This window comes from Candidatus Pelagibacter sp. HIMB1746 (assembly GCF_052047555.1).
GTDB lineage: Bacteria > Pseudomonadota > Alphaproteobacteria > Pelagibacterales > Pelagibacteraceae > Pelagibacter.
The window spans coordinates 48,914-68,559 of the sequence record NZ_JBNAJZ010000003.1 but is presented as its reverse complement, the minus strand read 5'-3'; the positions used below and the strand labels follow the sequence as shown (position 1 = coordinate 68,559).

The 19,646-nt window shown below is 27.8% G+C and carries 20 protein-coding genes and 1 tRNA gene; 18 read left to right on the top strand and 3 right to left on the bottom strand.

Annotated elements, in window-relative coordinates; all coding sequences use genetic code 11:
• The 8 genes from tpiA to ACTTBM_RS04310 are packed head-to-tail and all read left to right on the top strand — an operon-like array spanning position 1 to position 6,428.
• Positions 1-741, top strand: a complete 741-nt coding sequence (gene tpiA / locus ACTTBM_RS04345) for a triose-phosphate isomerase (RefSeq protein ID WP_440634095.1) — start codon at positions 1-3, stop codon at positions 739-741.
• Between the two features lie 6 nt (positions 742-747).
• A complete protein-coding gene (secG, locus tag ACTTBM_RS04340; protein WP_075506676.1) occupies positions 748-1,047 on the top strand; it encodes a preprotein translocase subunit SecG in 300 nt (99 codons plus the stop codon).
• A 44-nt stretch (positions 1,048-1,091) separates the two neighbouring features.
• Entirely contained in the window at positions 1,092-2,708 is a 1,617-nt protein-coding gene (locus tag ACTTBM_RS04335; RefSeq protein ID WP_440634865.1) for a CTP synthase, read from the top strand.
• On the top strand, positions 2,705-3,526 hold the full coding sequence (kdsA, locus tag ACTTBM_RS04330) for a 3-deoxy-8-phosphooctulonate synthase (RefSeq protein ID WP_440634864.1): 822 nt from the start codon (positions 2,705-2,707) through the stop codon (positions 3,524-3,526). The genes ACTTBM_RS04335 and kdsA overlap by 4 nt, the downstream gene beginning before the upstream one ends.
• Positions 3,523-4,779, top strand: a complete 1,257-nt coding sequence (gene eno / locus ACTTBM_RS04325) for a phosphopyruvate hydratase (protein ID WP_440634863.1) — start codon at positions 3,523-3,525, stop codon at positions 4,777-4,779. The genes kdsA and eno overlap by 4 nt, the downstream gene beginning before the upstream one ends.
• Complete coding sequence (locus ACTTBM_RS04320; RefSeq protein WP_440634862.1) at positions 4,779-5,081, top strand: FtsB family cell division protein; 303 nt, start codon at positions 4,779-4,781, stop codon at positions 5,079-5,081. Before eno ends, ACTTBM_RS04320 begins: the two co-directional genes overlap by 1 nt.
• Entirely contained in the window at positions 5,071-5,991 is a 921-nt protein-coding gene (lipA, locus tag ACTTBM_RS04315; RefSeq protein WP_440634861.1) for a lipoyl synthase, read from the top strand. Before ACTTBM_RS04320 ends, lipA begins: the two co-directional genes overlap by 11 nt.
• Positions 5,991-6,428 (top strand): type II toxin-antitoxin system RatA family toxin, encoded by a 438-nt coding sequence (locus ACTTBM_RS04310; RefSeq protein WP_440634860.1) that lies wholly within the window; start codon positions 5,991-5,993, stop codon positions 6,426-6,428. The genes lipA and ACTTBM_RS04310 overlap by 1 nt, the downstream gene beginning before the upstream one ends.
• Here ACTTBM_RS04310 and ACTTBM_RS04305 read toward each other — a convergent pair.
• Genes ACTTBM_RS04305 through ispF form a run of 3 tightly spaced genes read right to left on the bottom strand, consistent with a single transcriptional unit; the run spans position 6,425 to position 8,480 of the window.
• Positions 6,425-6,892, bottom strand: a complete 468-nt coding sequence (locus ACTTBM_RS04305) for a CinA family protein (protein ID WP_440634859.1) — start codon at positions 6,890-6,892, stop codon at positions 6,425-6,427. The genes ACTTBM_RS04310 and ACTTBM_RS04305 overlap by 4 nt on opposite strands.
• Positions 6,892-7,383, bottom strand: coding sequence for a phosphatidylglycerophosphatase A family protein (locus tag ACTTBM_RS04300; RefSeq protein ID WP_440634858.1), 492 nt, complete (start codon positions 7,381-7,383; stop codon positions 6,892-6,894). The genes ACTTBM_RS04305 and ACTTBM_RS04300 overlap by 1 nt, the downstream gene beginning before the upstream one ends.
• Positions 7,380-8,480, bottom strand: coding sequence for a 2-C-methyl-D-erythritol 2,4-cyclodiphosphate synthase (ispF, locus tag ACTTBM_RS04295; RefSeq protein ID WP_440634857.1), 1,101 nt, complete (start codon positions 8,478-8,480; stop codon positions 7,380-7,382). The genes ACTTBM_RS04300 and ispF overlap by 4 nt, the downstream gene beginning before the upstream one ends.
• 23 nt (positions 8,481-8,503) lie before the next feature.
• Between ispF and ACTTBM_RS04290 the strand changes: the two genes are divergently transcribed.
• The 10 genes from ACTTBM_RS04290 to ACTTBM_RS04245 all read left to right on the top strand — a co-directional run bounded on the left by ACTTBM_RS04290 (position 8,504) and on the right by ACTTBM_RS04245 (position 19,626).
• Positions 8,504-10,285 (top strand): ATP-binding protein, encoded by a 1,782-nt coding sequence (locus tag ACTTBM_RS04290; RefSeq protein WP_440634856.1) that lies wholly within the window; start codon positions 8,504-8,506, stop codon positions 10,283-10,285.
• 1 nt (position 10,286) lies between these two features.
• Positions 10,287-11,642: a sigma-54-dependent transcriptional regulator gene (locus ACTTBM_RS04285; RefSeq protein WP_440634855.1), complete on the top strand. Its 1,356-nt coding sequence runs from the start codon at positions 10,287-10,289 to the stop codon at positions 11,640-11,642.
• Entirely contained in the window at positions 11,643-13,034 is a 1,392-nt protein-coding gene (trkA, locus tag ACTTBM_RS04280; protein ID WP_440634854.1) for a Trk system potassium transporter TrkA, read from the top strand.
• 157 nt (positions 13,035-13,191) lie between these two features.
• Positions 13,192-14,442, top strand: coding sequence for a TrkH family potassium uptake protein (locus ACTTBM_RS04275; protein WP_440634853.1), 1,251 nt, complete (start codon positions 13,192-13,194; stop codon positions 14,440-14,442).
• Positions 14,443-14,471: 29 nt separating this feature from the next.
• Positions 14,472-14,548 (top strand) — tRNA-Arg (locus ACTTBM_RS04270).
• Between the two features lie 124 nt (positions 14,549-14,672).
• Positions 14,673-15,713 carry an amino acid ABC transporter substrate-binding protein gene (locus tag ACTTBM_RS04265; protein ID WP_440634109.1) on the top strand — a complete coding sequence of 347 codons (1,041 nt, stop codon included), beginning with the start codon at positions 14,673-14,675 and terminating at the stop codon, positions 15,711-15,713.
• Positions 15,714-15,776: 63 nt separating this feature from the next.
• Entirely contained in the window at positions 15,777-16,928 is a 1,152-nt protein-coding gene (locus tag ACTTBM_RS04260; protein ID WP_440634852.1) for an amino acid ABC transporter permease, read from the top strand.
• Positions 16,929-18,371 (top strand): amino acid ABC transporter permease, encoded by a 1,443-nt coding sequence (locus tag ACTTBM_RS04255; protein WP_440634851.1) that lies wholly within the window; start codon positions 16,929-16,931, stop codon positions 18,369-18,371.
• Between the two features lie 2 nt (positions 18,372-18,373).
• Positions 18,374-19,108 (top strand): amino acid ABC transporter ATP-binding protein, encoded by a 735-nt coding sequence (locus ACTTBM_RS04250; RefSeq protein ID WP_316963573.1) that lies wholly within the window; start codon positions 18,374-18,376, stop codon positions 19,106-19,108.
• Between the two features lie 146 nt (positions 19,109-19,254).
• On the top strand, positions 19,255-19,626 hold the full coding sequence (locus ACTTBM_RS04245) for a helix-turn-helix domain-containing protein (RefSeq protein ID WP_440634850.1): 372 nt from the start codon (positions 19,255-19,257) through the stop codon (positions 19,624-19,626).
• Positions 19,627-19,646: the final 20 nt, after the last annotated feature.

Below are 19,646 nucleotides of genomic sequence, written 5' to 3'. Positions count from 1 at the left end.
ATGACAAATAAATATATGTATTTTATAGCTAATTGGAAAATGTTTGGAGATTTAAAAACTATAAATTCATTAGATAAAGTTATTAAATTCTCAAAAAGTCATAAAAAAAATAAGTTCAAACTAATTTATTGTCCTCCAAATACTCTAATACGTCCAATTTCAAAAAGACTTAGTAAAACAAATATTGAAGTTGGTGCACAAAATTCTCATCAAAATTTAGATTATGGAGCCTTTACAGGTCAGGTTAATGCAAGAATGCTTAAAAGTGTTGGAGCAAAATATGTGATCTTGGGTCATTCTGAAAACAGAATGGCTGGAGAAAATGACAATCTAATTAATCTTAAAATAAAAAATTCAATTAAATCTGGTTTAAAAATTATTTTTTGTATTGGTGAAACTCTAAGACAAAAAAGAGATAAAAAGACTAATCAAGTTTTAAATAGTCAATTAAAGAAAGGATTAAAATCTATCAAAAAAATTAATGATATAATTATTGCATACGAACCAGTATGGTCAATTGGAACTGGTTTAATTCCTTCATCAGAGGAACTGTCTAAATCAATTAAATTTATAAAAAGTAAATTTGGAAAAAAATCTCCAAAAGTTTTATATGGAGGTTCTGTTAACATCAAAAATATTGATCAATTAAAAATAATTCCTGACATAGATGGTTTTTTAATAGGTGGAGCATCACAAAATCCAAAGAAATTTATTGATATAATTAAAAAAACCATTAATTAGACCACCATGGAAACATTATTACTTGTAATTAACATCATACTTGCATTTATTTTAGTTGTGCTTGTGCTACTTCAAAAATCAGAGGGTGGCGCTTTAGGTATTGGTGTTTCTCAAGAAAATTTCATGCTATCAAGATCTGCTGGTAGTTTTATTACCAAAGCAACTGCGATAGTTGCAACTTTATTTATCATTTGTAGCTTAGCGCTTACAATAATTTCTAGAGCAGAATTAACACCTACAGGATCAGTTTTAGACACAGTTGAAGAAAAAACTGAAGATACTCCATCAATTCCTGAAAATAATTAATTAATACTTTCTATTTCTTTTTTTATTAGCTATAAGATAATTCCATGGCGCGATATATATTTGTCACTGGCGGCGTGGTTTCATCCCTTGGAAAAGGTCTATCATCAGCATCATTAGCTTATCTATTACAGTCACGTGGGTATAAAGTTAGGCTTAGAAAATTAGATCCTTACTTAAATGTAGATCCTGGAACAATGAGTCCATTCCAGCATGGAGAGGTTTTTGTAACAGATGATGGCGCTGAAACAGATTTAGATTTAGGTCATTATGAAAGATTTTCAGGAGTTACTGCAAAGAAAACAGATAATATTACTACAGGAAAAATTTATAGCGATGTTCTGAGAAAAGAAAGAAAAGGAGAATATCTTGGAAAGACAGTACAAGTTATTCCACATATAACCGATAGAATTAAAGAATTTATTAAATACGATACGTCAAAAGAAGATTTTGTAATTTGCGAAATAGGTGGAATTGTAGGTGATATTGAAAGCTTACCATTTGTTGAGGCTATAAGACAATTTTCAAATGATATTGGGAAAAAAAATGCTTTATTTATTCATTTAACTTTAGTTCCATATTTAAAAGCATCAGATGAAATAAAAACTAAACCAACACAACACTCCGTAAAAGAATTGAGAAGTATTGGTATTCAACCTGATATAATTATTTGTAGATCAGAAAGACCAATACCTTTAGAGCATAGAAAAAAAATATCTCTATTTTGCAATGTTGATATTAAAAATGTAATTGAAACGGTTGATGTAAAAACAATTTATGAAGCACCAATTAGTTTTGCTAAAGAAAAGTTAGATGTTCAAGTTTTAGATTACTTTAAAATAAAATCTAAAAAATCAAATAACCTAAATCCTTGGAAGAAAATTACTAAAATTACACTTAATACAAAAAAACAAGTTAATATTGCAATAATAGGTAAGTATGTAGAATTAAAAGATGCATATAAATCATTAGATGAAGCCTTAACGCATGGAGGAATTACAAACAACCTGAAGGTAAATTTAGTTAGAATTGACTCAGAAAAATTAAAAGTTTCTGAAATTAAAAGCAAACTTAAAAATGTTTCAGGTATTCTAATACCAGGAGGATTTGGAAAAAGAGGAACTGAGGGAAAAATCGAAGCAATTAAATATTCAAGAATTAACAAAATACCATTTCTAGGTATTTGTTACGGTATGCAAATGGCAATATTAGAATTTGCTAGAAATAAATTAAAAATTAAAAAAGCAACTTCTTCTGAGTTTGATAAAGGTGGTGTTCATATAATTGGTTTAATGAATGAGTGGGAAAAAAGTGGAAAAAAAGTTAAAGGTACCGATAAAAATTTAGGTGGAACAATGAGACTTGGTTCTTATGATGCAATTTTAAAAGATAAGTCTAAAATTAGAGATATCTACAAATCAAGATTAATCAAAGAAAGACACAGACATAGATATGAAGTGGATATTTCATTTAAGGAAAAATTTGAGAAAAATGGACTAATATTTTCTGGTTTATCACCAGATAATAAACTTCCTGAGATAATTGAACTTAAAAATCATCCTTGGTTTATTGGAGTTCAGTTCCATCCTGAATTTAAATCTAGACCTTTATCTCCTCATCCTTTATTCTCTTCATTTATCAAAGCAGCAAAAAATCATAAATGAGTAGTATTACAGTCAATTGTGGGAACATAGAAATCTCAAACGATAAAAAAATTTGTATCATTGCTGGCCCGTGTCAGCTTGAAACAGAACAGCATGCAATGGACATGGCTGGAAAAATAAAAGAAATAACTTCCAAATATGGTCTAGGTTTTATTTATAAAACTTCTTTTGATAAAGCTAACCGAACAAGTTTGAAAGGTAAGAGAGGTGCTGGTTTGGAAGCTTCATTACCTGTGTTTGACAAAATTAAAAAAGAATTAAATATTCCAATTTTGACTGACATTCATAATTCAGAGCAATGTTCAGTAGTTGCTAATCATGTTGATGTTTTACAAATTCCAGCTTTTCTATGTAGACAAACTGATCTTTTAATTGCTGCTGCAAAAACAAATAAAATTATAAATGTTAAAAAGGGTCAATTTTTAGCTCCTTGGGACATGGTAAATGTTACAAAAAAAATATCAGACTCAGGAAACTCAAATATTCTTGTTACTGAAAGAGGCGCAAGTTTTGGATACAACACTTTGGTTTCTGACATGAGATCTCTGCCTATTATGGCTAAGAATGGTTATCCAGTTATTTTTGATGCAACACATTCAGTTCAGCAACCTGGAGGACAAGGAGAGTCTTCTGGTGGTCAAAGAGAATTTGTTGAATATCTTGCAAGAGCAGCTGTTGCTGTTGGGGTTGCTGGTGTATTTATAGAAACTCATCAAGATCCTGACAATGCACCATCTGATGGGCCTAACATGGTTCCTCTAGATAAACTAGAAAATTTACTAAAACAATTAACCGAAATTGATAAACTTATTAAGTGAGCAAAATAACAAAAGTTAGAGCACGACAAGTTTTTGATAGTCGGGGAAATCCAACTGTAGAAGCTGAGGTTTATACAAATAATTTAAGTGCATCTGCCATATGTCCATCAGGCGCATCAACTGGAACTTATGAAGCTTTTGAAAAACGAGATAAAAATAACAAGAAGTATTTAGGTAAAAGTGTTTTAAAAGCTGTTGGATTAGTAAATTCAAAAATTTCAAAAGAATTAAAAGGTCAAAGTGTTCATAATCAAGAGAGAATTGATGCTTTATTAATTAATTTAGATGGTACAAGACAAAAAACCAATTTAGGTGCAAATGCTATGCTTGCAGTATCAATGGCTGTAAAAAAACTTTCTGCAAAAGTAAAAAAACTACCTTTGTATAAAACATTTTTTTTAAAAAATAATTTTCAATTACCTTATCCATTAATGAATATTATTAATGGTGGAGCTCATGCCAACAATAGTCTTAGAATACAAGAATTTATGATACGACCAGATAGAGCAAAAAGTTTCTCAGAAGCAATGAGGATTTGTTTTGTTGTAATTAAAAACCTAAGTAATTTAATAAAAAACAAAGGTTATTCTACTTCAGTTGGTGATGAAGGTGGTTTTGCACCTATGATTAGTAGCAATAACCAGGCTTTAGATTTAATTGTTTCAGCAATTAAGAAATCTGGATTTATTAATGGTAAAGATGTTTCAATTTGTTTGGATGTTGCTGCAAATGAACTATTAAAAAAAAACAAATATTCAATCCATTCAAAAAGTTTTGTAAGCGTTGAAAAATCAATAAAAGAATACCAAAAAATTATCAAGAAATATAAAATTAAATCTATAGAAGATCCTTTTGCAGAAAATGATTGGTTAGCTTGGAATAAATTAATGCGTTCGGTAAAAAAAGTTCAGATAGTGGGAGATGATCTTTATGTTACAAATCTTGAGAGATTAAAAAAAGGATTTTTAAATATTTCATCCAATTCAATATTAATTAAACTTAATCAGATAGGTACTGTTTCTGAAACGCTAGATGTTATTAAATTTGCTCAAACTATTGGCTATAAAACAATAATTTCTCATAGATCTGGAGATAGCGAAGATACATTCATTGCTGATTTGGCAGTTGGAACAAATTCTAATCAAATCAAAACAGGATCTTTAGCACGTTCAGAAAGAGTTGCTAAATACAATCAATTAATTCGGATTGAAGAAGAACTTGGAAATAAGGCAAGAATGAATAAAATCAACTAATGTTGAGATTAATAAAAAGAAATTATTTTTTATTAACATCAATTTTTTTAATATTTTATTTTATATTTAATTTAGTTTCTGGAGAAAGAGGGCTTTTTTCATATTTTGATAAAAAAGAACTTTTGTCTGACTTGAAAAAAGAGGAGGCATTATTAATTAATAAAATAGAAGATATAGATCATAAGAATTCTCTATTAAGTACAAATCTAGATTTAGATTATGTAGAGATATTAATTAGAGAAAGATTTTTATTAGGTAAAAAAGGTGAAACAATTTATTTAATTAAAAAAGATGAAAAGTAGACATCCTGAAAAAGAAAATAAGCCGATAAATCCAATTAAAAAAAAACCAGATTGGATTAGATCAAAGCTTACAAATAGCAAAGAATTTTTTTTAACAAAAACAATAGTTAATAATAATAACCTAGTAACTGTTTGTCAGGAAGCAAACTGTCCAAATATTACTGAGTGCTGGAGTAAAAGACACGCAACTTTTATGATAATGGGTGATACTTGTACAAGAGCATGTGCTTTCTGTGATGTTAAAACTGGCGTTCCAGGAAATTTAGATTTATTAGAACCAGTCAAAATTGCAGAAGCTGTAAAAAAGTTAAATTTAAAACATGTCGTAATAACTTCAGTTGACAGAGATGATTTAGACGACGGAGGTTCTGAACATTTTTATAATGTGATTAATCAAACAAGAAAATCAAATCCAAATACAACTATAGAAGTATTAACACCAGATTTTTTAAGAAAAGGGGAAGCTTATAAAAAAGTTATTGAAGCTAAACCAGATGTTTTTAATCATAATATTGAGACTGTACCCAGTCTTTATTTAAAAGTAAGACCAGGATCTAGATATTTTGCATCCTTAGAACTTTTAAAAAATGCAAAGAAAATTGATAAAAATATTTTTACTAAATCTGGAATTATGGTTGGGTTAGGAGAAACAAGAGATGAAATATTGCAAGTTATGGATGATTTAAGAGCAGCTGATGTAGATTTTATAACTATCGGCCAGTACTTGCAGCCATCAACAAAACATTTTCCATTAGATAGATATTATACCCCAAAAGAATTTTATGATTTAGGAACTATAGCAAAAGCTAAGGGATTTTTATTAGTTTCCTCATCACCTTTAACAAGATCTTCTTATCATGCTGATGAGGATTTTGCTAAGTTACAACAAAACAGAATAAAAAGTAATTAATGCCTAAAGCATCAGTTACACGTCAAATCGCACGTGATAAACAAACATTAATTGATTTTGTTTTAGATATTGAAAAGTATCCTGAATTTATCCCATTTTGCATAGACTCAAAAATTTATGAAACAAATGACGAGGGGGATGTAAAAAAAATAATTGCTGATCTTACCATTGGCAAAAGACCCTTTATTGATACTTATAAAAGCGATGTAAGATATGATAAAAAAAACGACTCTATTTATGTAACCAATATTGATGGTCCATTAAAACATCTTGAAAATAATTGGAAATTTGTAGAAAAAGATAATTTAACAGAAGTGCAATTTGATGTTGATTTTGAAATTAAAAATAAGTTTTTGAATTTAATAATGGAAAAATCATTTCAATTTGGTTTAAACAAAATAGCTGATGCTTTTCAAAAAAGAGCTGAAAATCTTTAAGAAATAATTTTTGTAATTTTATTTAATACTTCTCTTACTGTATTTTTTTGAATACTTGATCTGTTCCTAGATCCAAATTTATTCTCTAAAATTAATAAATATTTTCCTGTTTTAATCCCAATATAGACAAGACCAACCGGTTTTAATTCTGATCCTCCTCCTGGTCCAGCTATACCAGTAATTGATACATTAATTTTGCTTTTAGAAATTTTAGATAAGTTTTTTACCATTTCTTCACAGCATTCTTTGCTTACAGCGCCATATTTATTAATGATATTTCTATCTACTTTTAAGATTTTAGTTTTTGCCTCATTAGAGTAAGTAATTAAACCCATTTGAAAGTACTTGGATGAATTTGCTAATTTAGTAAGATTGCTAGCAAGTAAACCTCCTGTACAAGATTCAGCTACAGAAATTGTTAATTTTTTATCTATCAGTTTTTTATGTAGTTTTTTTAAATACATTAAAATATGAAACTAACTAAATAGACTACAACCATTGAGTAAATACCAGCCATTATATCATCCATAATTATACCAAAATAATTTTTATGATTTTTATCGAAATAGTTTACTGGAAATGGCTTTAAAATATCAAAAAATCTAAACGATAATAAAGAAATAATATAATAAAATTCAATAGCAATATTGATTTGATTGGTTTGATTTAAATAAAGCAGAAGTATCAAAGGCATCGATTGACCCAAAACTTCATCGATTACAATTTGTCTAGGATCTTTATTTTTAAATTCACTCTCTGCGTCTTTGACTGCATAAAAAGAGTAAAAAAACAAAATAATAAAAAACACTATTGAGAATTTTAAACTTGTATAGTCCAGCATTTCATAAGCTATATAAATAAAGATTGTTGTGACAACCGATGTAACAGTGCCAGGCATTTTTGTTAAGTACCCGTAACCAAAGAAAGTTGAGATTAAAACGTTAATTTTTTTCATTTTGATATTGAGCAAATTACTTCACAGGCAATTGCTTTTTCTTTTCCTATTAATCCAAGTTTTTCTGTAGTTTTGCCTTTTAAATTAATTAAATCTTTATTTAAATCTAAAAGATTTGAAAGTGAATTAATTATTTTATCTCTGTATTTTGATATTTTTGGTTTTTCACATATCAGATTAATGTCTAAATTATTGATATAGTAATTATTTGAATTTAATAAGTTTATTATTGGTTTTAGCATTTTTGGAGATCTAATATTTTTAAACTTGTTACTGTTATCTGGAAAAAAAGTACCAATATCTTTTTTTCTCATTGCTCCTAATATCGAGTCAATTATTGAATGAATAATTACATCACCATCTGAGTGTCCTTTTAATCCTGAGTGATAAGGTATTTTAATACCTCCTAAATAAAGTGTTTTACCTTTGATTAATCTATGGATATCAAATCCAATACCAAAGTAAGTTAATTTTTCTTTAATATCTTCTTTAAAAGTAATTTTAGAATTTAAATTTTCACCTTTAATAAATTTTACACTTATGTTTTTTTCAATAAATAAAGTTGCCTCATCTGTAATTACTTTTTTTTGTTCTATTGCTAGATGATATAAATCTTGAAATTTAAAAGCTTGAGGGGTTTGTGTCAGAATAGAATTATCTCTGCTTAAATTGAATATTTGATTTTTAATTTTATACTTGATTGAGTCTTTAGATTTGATCGCAGGTATTACAGCTTTGTATTTTTTTAGTGAGTTTATTAATTTTTTTAATAAATTAATTGTAAAATTTGGTCTTGCGGCATCATGTATTAGCACATTAGTTGGTTTGTACTTTTTAATAAACTTTAAAGCAATCAATGAAGAATCAGACCTTTCTTTACCACCGACGATAATTGAAACATTTTTTGGAAATTTTTCTTTAATTTCCTTTTTTTTGTTCACAACAATTATTATTTTTTTAAAAAGTTTTGACTTTAAAGCCTTATCAAGAGAGTGTTTGAATAAAGGTTTGCCTTCATAAATATTGTATTGTTTAGGTTTTTTTGAATTAAATCTTTTGCTTTGTCCTGAAGCTAGTATTATAAAATAGTTACTCATAATTATAGAAATTTTATACCTAAATGACAGATTTTATTAAGAAAAATATTTATTTGATAATATTATTTATTATCACATTATCGATAGGTTTTTTAACATTTTTAACATTCATTGATAAAGGATTTATAAAACTAACCGAGGAAAATTTACAATATCTTTTAATATTAAATATAATACTTCTAACTTCGCTTTTTGTATTTATTTTTTTTGAAATAAGAAGAGCAATCAAAACAGACATTGATAATGATGGATTAAAATCTAACAAAAAATATATTACTGTATTTGCTCTGTTCACTTTAATACCTTCAGTTTTAATATCTATTTTCTCTTTGTTCCTTTTTTCATTTGCCTTAGAAAAATATTTTGACAAGAAAGTTACAACTGTGGTTAATAATTCCTACGAGTTAGCTAAAAACTATGTGGAGGAAATTAGAAACAAAATTCAATCAGATATTGTTTTAATTGCTTTTGATACCAATAAAAGTAAAAATTTTTTAAATGATAATTCTAAGGAGTACAAAAGATTTCTAGATACTCAAAAATTGATTAGAGGTGTCGATGAAATACATATAATCGACGTTAATAAAAAATTATTGTTTACTTCTCTTCAAGACAACCAACCATATATACCTCCAGTTGATAGAGCATTAGCACTAGTTATTGATGATGATAGACCATTAAAAATTATTAATGCTCCAGAAAATATGTCTGCAGCGATTATGAGATTACAAAATTTTGATAACAGATTTTTATACGTAATTAAATATCTTGATAAAGATATTTCAAAATATCTTACTGAGTCAAAAGAAGCTATAAATTTTTATTATACTGTTGAAGAGAAAAGTACTGGCATAAAAATATCTTTTGCAATTATTTATGTTATTGTTGTAAGTGTATTGTTGTTTGTATCTATATCAATTGCCATACGATTTTCTTCAAGATTTTTTAGATCTATTAATAATTTAATTAATGCTTCGGTCTCAATCGGTGAGGGAAAATTTGATACTAAAGTTCCCGAGGTAAAGACTGATAAAGATTTAGAAATTTTGAATAAGAATTTTAATTTGATGATTGATAGACTTAAAAGTCAACAAGAAAAATTAATAATTAACGAAAGACACGAAGCCTGGAGTAATTTAGCAAGAAAACTTGCACATGAAATTAAAAATCCTCTAACTCCAATTCAATTAACAATAGATAGAATGAAAACAAAATATTCTAATCAGGTTAATGAAAACGAAAAAGAAAATTTTGATGAAAATTTAAAGATAATAAATAACCAAATTAAACAAATAGGAAATTTGGTTAATGAGTTTTCCGATTTCGCACGTATGCCAAAACCAATTTTAAAAGAAAATAATTTAATTCAAATTATTCAGGATAATATCAAATTATTAAATGAATTAGATAATACGATTAATATTTCTATTAATTGCAATCAAAAAGAAATTTTATTAAATAGTGACAAAGAACAAATTGCTAGAGTTTTTTTTAATTTAATTAAAAATTCTATCGAAAGTATCCAACAAAGAGCAGAAAATGACAGTAATTTAGAGAAAATAATCACTATTGAAGTTAATGAAGAAAATAACCACATAACGATTTATTTGATCGATAATGGTATTGGTTTTGGAATATTTGCGGCAAATATTAAAGATATTTTAAATCCATACTTTACTACTAAAAAAAATGGAACTGGATTGGGTCTTTCAATAGTAAGTAAAATTATAAATGACCATAACGGCAAAATTGAATTTATAGCTTTAGATGAAGGTGCAAAGATTAAAATAGATTTTATTAAATAGAATGAGTTCTGAAATTTTAATTGTAGATGACAATGCTGATATAAGGAATATCATTAATGATTTAATTTTGGATGCTGGTTATAAAACAAGACTTGCCGCTAATTATAATCAAGCGTTATCTGAAATAGATAAAAAACTTCCAGATGTTGCAATACTTGATGTTAAATTAGATAAGGGTGATAACGATGGGATAGAGCTGTTATCACACATTAAATCGAAAGATAAAGATGTTCCTGTTATAATAATTTCAGGTCACGCTAACATTGAAATGGCTGTAAAATCTCTTCACGAAGGAGCCTTTGAATTTATTGAAAAACCCTTTGATCAAGATAGACTCCTTAATTTTGTTAGGAGAGCAGTCGAGAATTATAATCTTAAAAAGCAAAATAAAGAATATGAAACAAAGTTATTTTCATCCTATGAATTAATTGGCAATAGTAAAAATATTTTAAATATAAACGATCAAATTAAAAAAATTTCAGTTACAGAAAGTAGGGTATTTATTAATGGTCCTTCGGGATCTGGAAAAGAATTAATAGCAAGAAAAATTCATAAATTATCAAAAAGAAATAAAAATCCTTTTGTAGTTTTAAATGGAGCTTTGCTAGACTCAAATAAATATGAATTGGAATTATTTGGAGAAGAAAAAGATAACGGCTCTATATCTTACGGAGCATTAGAAAAAGCTAACAAAGGAACTTTATTGATAGATCAAGTTTCTGAAATACCTTTGGATATACAATCAAAAATTTTAAGAGTTTTAACTGATCAAAAGTTTAAAAGAGTTAATGGTTCAAATGACGTAAGTGTAAATGTTAGATTAATATGCTCCTCAAGTAAGGATTTGAAGAAAGAAATTGAAATAGGAAATTTTAGAGAAGATTTATTTCATAGACTTAATGTTTTTGAAATAAATGTTGAACCATTGAGTCAACGTATTTCAGATATTCCACTTTTGATTAAATATTTTTCAAAAAAAATATCTGAAAACTACAATATTAACGAATTAGAAATAGATGAAGATGACACTTATATTTTAAATCATGATTGGCATGGCAATGTAAGAGAATTAAGAAATCTAATTGAACGAATTGCAATTTTACAACCAGACACTAAGGAAAAAATATCAAATATAATAAAAGAATCCTTAAAAAACATTAATTTCAACGAACAATTAGCCGAAAACAGTCTTTCTGTGCCATTAAAAGAAGCTAGAGAAAAATTTGAAAAAGAGTATTTAACTATTCAATTAAAAAAATTTAATGGAAATATTTCAAAAACAGCTAATTTTGTTGGAATGGAAAGAAGTGCCTTACATCGAAAGTTAAAAGGCTTAGGAATTAAAGAATTTAATTAAATGAACATAATCATTTGTGGCGCAGGTAGAGTAGGCTTTACTATTGCTAAACAGCTTAGTGATCAAGGTCATTCTATTACCGTAATAGATCCATCAAGCGAAGATATTCAAAAAATTGATGACGCACTTGATGTTAAAGCTATTGTTGGAAAAGGAAGTTATCCATCAATTCTTGAAAAGGCTAATGCGCAAGAGGCTGATATGATTATAGCAGTAACTCGAAATGATGAAATTAATATGGTTATATGCCAAATTGCGTTTTCTATTTTTAAAATACCAAAGAAGATTGCCAGAATAAGATCTCAGGATTATTTAAATCCAAAGTTTACAACAGTTTATAATAAAGAAAACTTACCAATAGATGTTATTATTTCACCAGAAATTGAAATTGCTAAATCAATTCAAAGAAAACTCGAAGCACCAGGTGCCCTAGATAGTGTACCTTTTGCAGAAAATAAAATTAGGTTACTTGAAATATTGATTAATGAAAATTGTAGTTTAATCAATATTAAATTAAGTGATCTTACAAAAAAATACCCTAATCTTAAAGCAAATGTGATTGGCGTCATAAGAGAGGATAGGTTTTTTATTCCAAAAAAAACTGATGAAATAAAAACCAATGATAAAATTTATGTTATTATAAATTCAACTCAAATGTCTGAAACACTGGAAGCATTTGGACACACAGAAAAAGTTTCTAAAAAAATTCTTATAGTTGGTGGAGGTAATATTGGTTTTAATTTAGCTAAAAATATTGAAGAAAATTTAGACGCTGCAAGAGTAAAAATTATTGAAAAAAATAAAGATAGAGCTGAATTTCTTGCAAGTGAACTAAACAATACAATAGTAATTAATGGAGATGCGTTAGATGAAGAAGTTTTAGCTGAGGCAAATCTAGAGGAAGCAGAGACTGTTTTAGCTCTTACAAACGATGATGAGGATAACTTAATGGTAAGTGTTTTGGTTGAAAAATTTGCAAAGGATGAAAAAGAAATTGATGACAAACGAACGATGGCTTTAATCAATAAACCAAACTATTCTTTATTGCAGAATTCATTAAAAATTGATGACTTGATTGACCCTAGAATGAATACTGTTTCGAGTATTTTAAAACATATACATAAAGGAACAATTGAAACAGCTTATACAATTATGAATGGCGAATATGAGGTGATAGAGGCTGAGATAATTGAGACATCTGAATTAATTAATAAAGAGTTAAAAAATTCTAATCTTCCTGAAGAAATTCGAATTGGCGCTATTCTTAGAGACGATAAAGTAATTATACCTAGATCAGACTTTGTATTTCAAAAAGATGATAAAGTTGTTTTTTTAGCAAAAAAAGACTCAATCTCAGTTGTTGAAAATATTTTTAGAATTAGCTCAATTTAATTAAATGCCAATACTTCGGGTAAAATATTTAAGTTTTTTCTTTCTATTGATTTCAGTTTTTTCATTTTTAAATATTATTTACTCTTATTATTTCAATTTATACTTAAACTTAAATACATATTACTTTAGTTTAGTAATCTCTGGTTTAATTAGTTTTTTGTTCTACAAAATAGACACTTCAGAAAAAAAACCCACAATATTTGAAAAAATATTAACAGTGCTTTTGGGATATTTTATTATGCCAATGGTATTATCTATTCCATTTTATTTTAGTATTTATAATTTAACTTTTTTAAACGCTTTATTTGAAGCAGTGTCTGGCTTTACATCAACCGGTTTTACAATATTTGAAAATATAAAGCATATTGATCAGGGTTTAATAATATGGAGATCATCTATTCAATGGATAGGTGGATTATACTTTTTATTTTCTATAATTTTTTTGATTGATATTTATGATGAAAACTTAAAAAAATCTCTTACAAATTTTTTATCATTTAATACAACCGAAATTTTAAAACAAACAATTAAAATATTTATTTTATATTCAAGCTTAACATTATCTATTTTTATAATTTTTAATTTATTTGGAATTAGATCTTTTAATTCATTAAATTTATCAATGACTATTATTTCATCAGGTGGTTTTTTACCAGTAAATGATCTCTCAACAATACTAACTCAAAATTCACAGATAATAATTTTTTCATTATTAATGCTAGTTTCTTTCTTCAGTATTTTCTTTATATATAATTTAATCTTTTTAAGAAAAAATATTAATTTTTTTCATGAGGATATTCATCTATTTTTATACTTTGTAATAACAGTTGGGATTTTTTTTATATTTTTTAGTTACGATAACACCTTTTCTTATAGTTTTTTATCTTTAGTAAGTAGTATTTCAAATATAGGAATTTCATTGAATGTTGAACAAACTAATCTTCAATTTTTGTATTTACTTTTGGTTATAATTGGAGGTTCATTTATTTCTACAAGTTCAGGATTAAGATTTTTAAAAATTTACTCATTAACAAAATATTCTTTAAATCAAATACTTTCTTTTAGTAGACCAAAAAATGTATTTATGAATAAGCTAGTATTTTCTAAAATTAACTTTGCAACTCAAGATATAAACAAATATTTTCTTACAATTGTTATTTTTATAATCTCACTTTTTTCATTAACAATTTTTTTATCTTTGAGTGAAATCAATTTTGAATATTCATTTAAACTGGCAGTATTAACATTAATGAATACTGTTAATTCTTCAGCTTATGGAATGGGTGATTTTGATTTTCAAAATTTACATTTTATTACTAAATATATTCTTATTTTCTTTATGATTATCGGCCGTATTGAATTATTATCTTTATTATTGATAGCTAAAAAATTTCTGTTTAAATATTAAATTTGTAATATATATGTATTTCAAATATTGCGCCCTTAGCTCAGCTGGATAGAGCATCGGTTTTCTAAACCGAGGGTCGTAGGTTCGAATCCTTCAGGGCGCGCCATTTCTTGGTCTTTTGACCATAATTTCTTCTTGAAGTAGTTTTTCTAAAATGTTTTAATCCTGCGAATTCAAAACTTAGTTTTGAATTATTTGTTAACAAATAATAATAACTAAAAGGAAGAATAATGTTTAAATACTTAAAACAATTAACTTCTTTAGTAGCAATGGTTGCAGTGTTGTTTACTTTTACAACAGAAACTATGGCTGCTAAAAAATCTAAAACACTTAAAAACACTCAGAAGAAGGGTTTTGTAAGATGTGGAGTATCTCAAGGTCTTCCAGGATTTTCTAATGCTGATGCAGCAGGAAATTGGACTGGTATTGACGTTGATGTATGTAGAGCGGTAGCTGCTGCAGTACTAGGTGATGCAAACAAAGTTAAGTTTACACCATTAAGTGCGAAAGAAAGATTTACAGCTTTAACTTCTGGTGAGATTGATATCTTATCAAGAAACACAACTTGGACTCTTTCTAGAGATGCTGATATCGGACTAACTTTCGTTGGAGTAAACTTCTACGATGGTCAAGGTTTCATGGTTAGAAAAAGTTCTGGTATTACTTCAACAAGCCAATTCAAAAATGGTATCTCAGCTTGTACAAACATTGGTACAACAACTGAGTTAAATATGAGAGACTTCTTTAACTCTAAAGGAATTTCTTATGAGCCAGTTGCTTTTGAAAAAGCTGACGAAGTTGTAGCTGCTTATGATGCTGGTAGATGTGATACTTACACTACTGATAAATCAGGTCTTGCTGCACAAAGAACTAAAATGACTAACCCAGATGATCACATTGTATTACCTGAAACTGTTTCTAAAGAGCCTTTAGGACCAGTTGTTAGACAAGGTGACTCAGTATGGGAAGATATCGTTAGATGGTCTTTAAATGCTATGATCGAAGCTGAGGAGTATGGAATTACTTCAGCTAATGCAGATTCTATGAAAACTTCAGACAACCCAGCTGTAAAAAGATTAGTTGGTGCTGAAGGTGAATTAGGTGCTGCTTTTGGTTTAGACAATGAGTGGAGCTTAAGAATTATCAAGCAAGTTGGTAACTATGGTGAAAGCTACAAAAGAAATATAGCTGACACTGGAATTTTACCAGACAGAGGTCCAAATGAATTATGGACTAAAGGTGGAATTCTTTACGTACCACCTGCAAGATAATTGCATATTTAACTAATTAAAAAGGGCTAGATTTTTCTAGCCCTTTTTTTTATAAGCTCTTAAATGAACTTCAAATTACAAAAAATAGTTCCCCAGTTAGTTACAGTTTTAGCAGTCATACTAGTTTTTGGTTTCTTTAGTTATAACGCTCAAGTCAATATGGAAAATAGAGGTATTGATTTTGGATATGGTTTTTTATCTCAAGAGTCTTCATTTGATGTTCAATTTTCTTTAATTGAATATGACGGATCACATTCTTATTTTAGAGCTTACTTAGTTGGATTATTAAATACTATTTTAGTTTCTGTAATTGGGATTATATTTGCAACAATACTTGGAGTAATTGTTGGTGTTGCTAGACTTTCTCCAAACTACCTTATTAATAAATTTGCAGCTTTTTATGTAGAATTTTTTAGAAATATTCCATTACTTTTACAAATATTTTTTTGGTATTTTGCAGCTTTAAGAGCATTGCCACTACCTCAAGATGCTGATGCAATGTTTGGTGTTTTCTTTTTAACTATTAAAGGCCTGTATGTTCCTGCTTTTGTTTGGGAAAACTTTAATGTTTTCTTTTACTCAATAGTTGCAGCTATAATTGCTATTGTAGTTATAAGAATTCATGCAAGAAAAGTTCAAGAAACTCAAGGTAAACAGTTACCAGTTTTATGGATATCTATAGGATTAATTTTTATATTACCTTTATTAAGTTTTGTTATTGGTGGGGTAAGTCTATCGTTTGAAATTCCAAAATTAAAACAACTTGCAACCACATCATTTATTTATGAAGGAGGTGTAAGCTTACCTCCTGAATTAATAGCATTAACTCTATCTTTAGCACTATACACAGCAACTTTTATTGCAGAGTGTGTAAGAGCTGGAATTCAAGGTGTTGGAAAAGGACAAAAAGAAGCTGCTGCATCTATAGGTTTAAATCCAAATCAAGTTTTAAAATTAGTAGTGATGCCTCAAGCTTTAAGAATTATTATCCCACCAACTACTAACCAATATTTAAATTTAACTAAAAATTCATCATTAGCAGCTGCAATTGCTTACCCTGATTTAGTTTTAGTATTTGCAGGTACTGCATTAATGCAAACTGGTAAGGCAATTGAGATCGTTTCTATTACAATGCTTACTTACTTAAGTTTGAGTATATCAATTTCTATATTGATGAATTGGTATAATAAAAAAATTGCTATTAAGGAAAAATAAATGTCAAAAATTAATTTTTTAAGACCTGATAAAGAAAATTTAAATACATTTTTGTATTTAGGTTCTTTGTTGTTTTTTATTAGTGTTTTAGATGTATTTTTGAATTCTTTTTTTAATGTTAACATCACGGGTTTCCTACCAACCTTGTTAAGTTTTGTGATCCCTTTAGTGATTGGATTTATAGGTCTTCATTTTATTAGGATTGAACATAGCGGTTATAAATTTTTAGATAGTTTAAACAAACATATTAATACCAATAGTTTTAATTCTGTTCTTTCATTATTAATTATTTTTGTAATCATTAAAGCAACACCGCCAATTCTAAGTTGGTTCTTTGTTGATGCTAGCTTTGCAGGAGATAGTAAAGATGTTTGTACTGGAACCGGTGCATGTTGGACATATATCAAAGTTTGGTTTAATAGATTTATGTATGGAATGTATCCAAATGCTGAACAATGGAGAATAAATTTATCTTTTATTTCCTTAGCGTTACTTGGATCAGTTGGATATTTTGCTAAAGAGAAATTTAAAAAGTATTTAACTTTGTACTATGTAGTTATTTATCCTTTTATCGCATTCTTATTTATTTTCTTTTTTATATCAGGTGGTCCAGTATTTTTTGATTTCTCTTACGGTATAATTGCTGCAGTTATTTCAATTATTCTTGGATTTTTAATTCCAAGTAGATTTAAATTCTATTATTTTTTAATTGTACCATTAACAATCTATATAGTTCTTAAGTACTTTGTTTTTTATGAAGAGATAATCGAGCTTGGTAAACTTGATGGTTTAAACTGGGTTGAAACTGGAGCTTGGGGCGGATTGTCTCTAACATTCATTATTTCTTTCTTCTGTTTGATTTTCTGCTTTCCTATAGGGATGGCTTTCGCTCTTGGTAGAAGATCTGATTTACCTTTGATTAGATATATATCTGTAGGATTTATTGAGTTCTGGAGAGGGGTACCATTAATTACAGTTCTATTTATGTCAGCTGTAATGTTTCCAATGTTTTTACCGGAAGATTTTTTCATAGATAAATTAGTTAGAGCAATTATTGCAATTTCATTATTTGAAGCTGCATATGTTGCAGAAGTAATAAGAGGGGGCTTGCAAGCGTTACCACGAGGTCAATACGAAGCTGCAAAATCATTAGGTATGGGGTATTGGAAGATGCATATATTTGTAATTTTACCTCAAGCACTTAAATTAGTAATCCCAGGTATTGCTAATACTTTCTTAGCGTTAGTTAAAGATACACCTTTGATATTTGTAGTTGGTTTATTAGAAATAGTTGGAATGTTAAATTTAGCAAAAACTAATCCAGAATGGTTAGGATTTGCAATGGAAGGCTATGTATTTGCAGCAATAATTTTCTGGATTATTTGTTATGCAATGAGTAAGTATAGCTATAATTTAGAACAAAAATATAAAACAGAACGATAATTATGTCTGACAGTATTATTCAAATTAAAAATGTAAATAAATGGTTTGGAGATTTTCAAGTATTAAAAGACATAAATTTAGAAGTTAAACCAAAAGAAAAAATTGTAGTTTGTGGTCCATCTGGATCTGGTAAATCTACATTAATTAGATGCATAAACAGATTAGAAGAGCACCAGCAAGGAGATATCATTGTTGATGGCAATACTTTAACAGAGGATACAAAAAATATTGAACAAATTAGAGCTGAAGTTGGAATGGTTTTCCAACAATTTAATTTATTTCCACATTTATCAATTGTAGATAACTGCACACTTGCTCCTATTTGGGTAAAGAAAATGCCAAAAAAAGAAGCTGAAGAATTGGCACTAAAACATTTAGAAAGAGTTCAAATTCTTGATCAAGCTCAAAAATTTCCAGGTCAGTTATCTGGTGGACAGCAACAACGGGTCGCAATTGCGAGAGCTTTATGTATGGAACCAAAGATTATGTTGTTTGATGAACCAACATCAGCCCTTGACCCTGAGATGATTAAGGAAGTTCTTGATGTAATGGTTGATTTAGCTAACCAAGGTATGACGATGATCGTTGTTACACATGAGATGGGCTTTGCTAAGGAAGTTGCAGATAAAATGATCTTTATGGATGAAGGTATGATAGTAGAAAAAGCAGACACAAAAGAGTTTTTTGCTAATCCAAAGAGTGATCGTACTAAGCTTTTCTTAAGCCAAATCTTGTAAAATTTATATACATTCTAATCTTAACAATTGCTTGACAGGTTTTTAGTTTTTAAGGTTTTTTTAAAAAAATAAATAAATTTTTCTATTGCAGTAGTTGAAATAAATTTGTTCAATAGGTTTTTAAAATTTAATTAAGAGGGGTCTTAATGGAAGATAATTTCAACAAACACTTAGGGAACAAACTTAAGTTAAGAAGATTGGCTTTAGGGTTAACTCAAACAAAAGTAGCAAAAGCAATTAACGTAACATTTCAACAAATTCAAAAATACGAAAAAGGAACTAATGGAGTAAGTTCAATTAGATTACTTCAACTTTCAAATTATTTAAAAGTGCCGATAAATTATTTCTTTGAAGATTTTTCAGAATATTTAGTTAATTTAGAAAAATCTCAAGAAGGACATATGAATGTTAATTATAATTTTTTAGCAAAAGTTTATTCAGAACTTAATGCTGATCAAAAATTAAAATTTAACAAAACACTTCTAATTTCAGGATCAAATATTTCTAAAGCAGTTTAGTAATAACCAAAATGAGACCC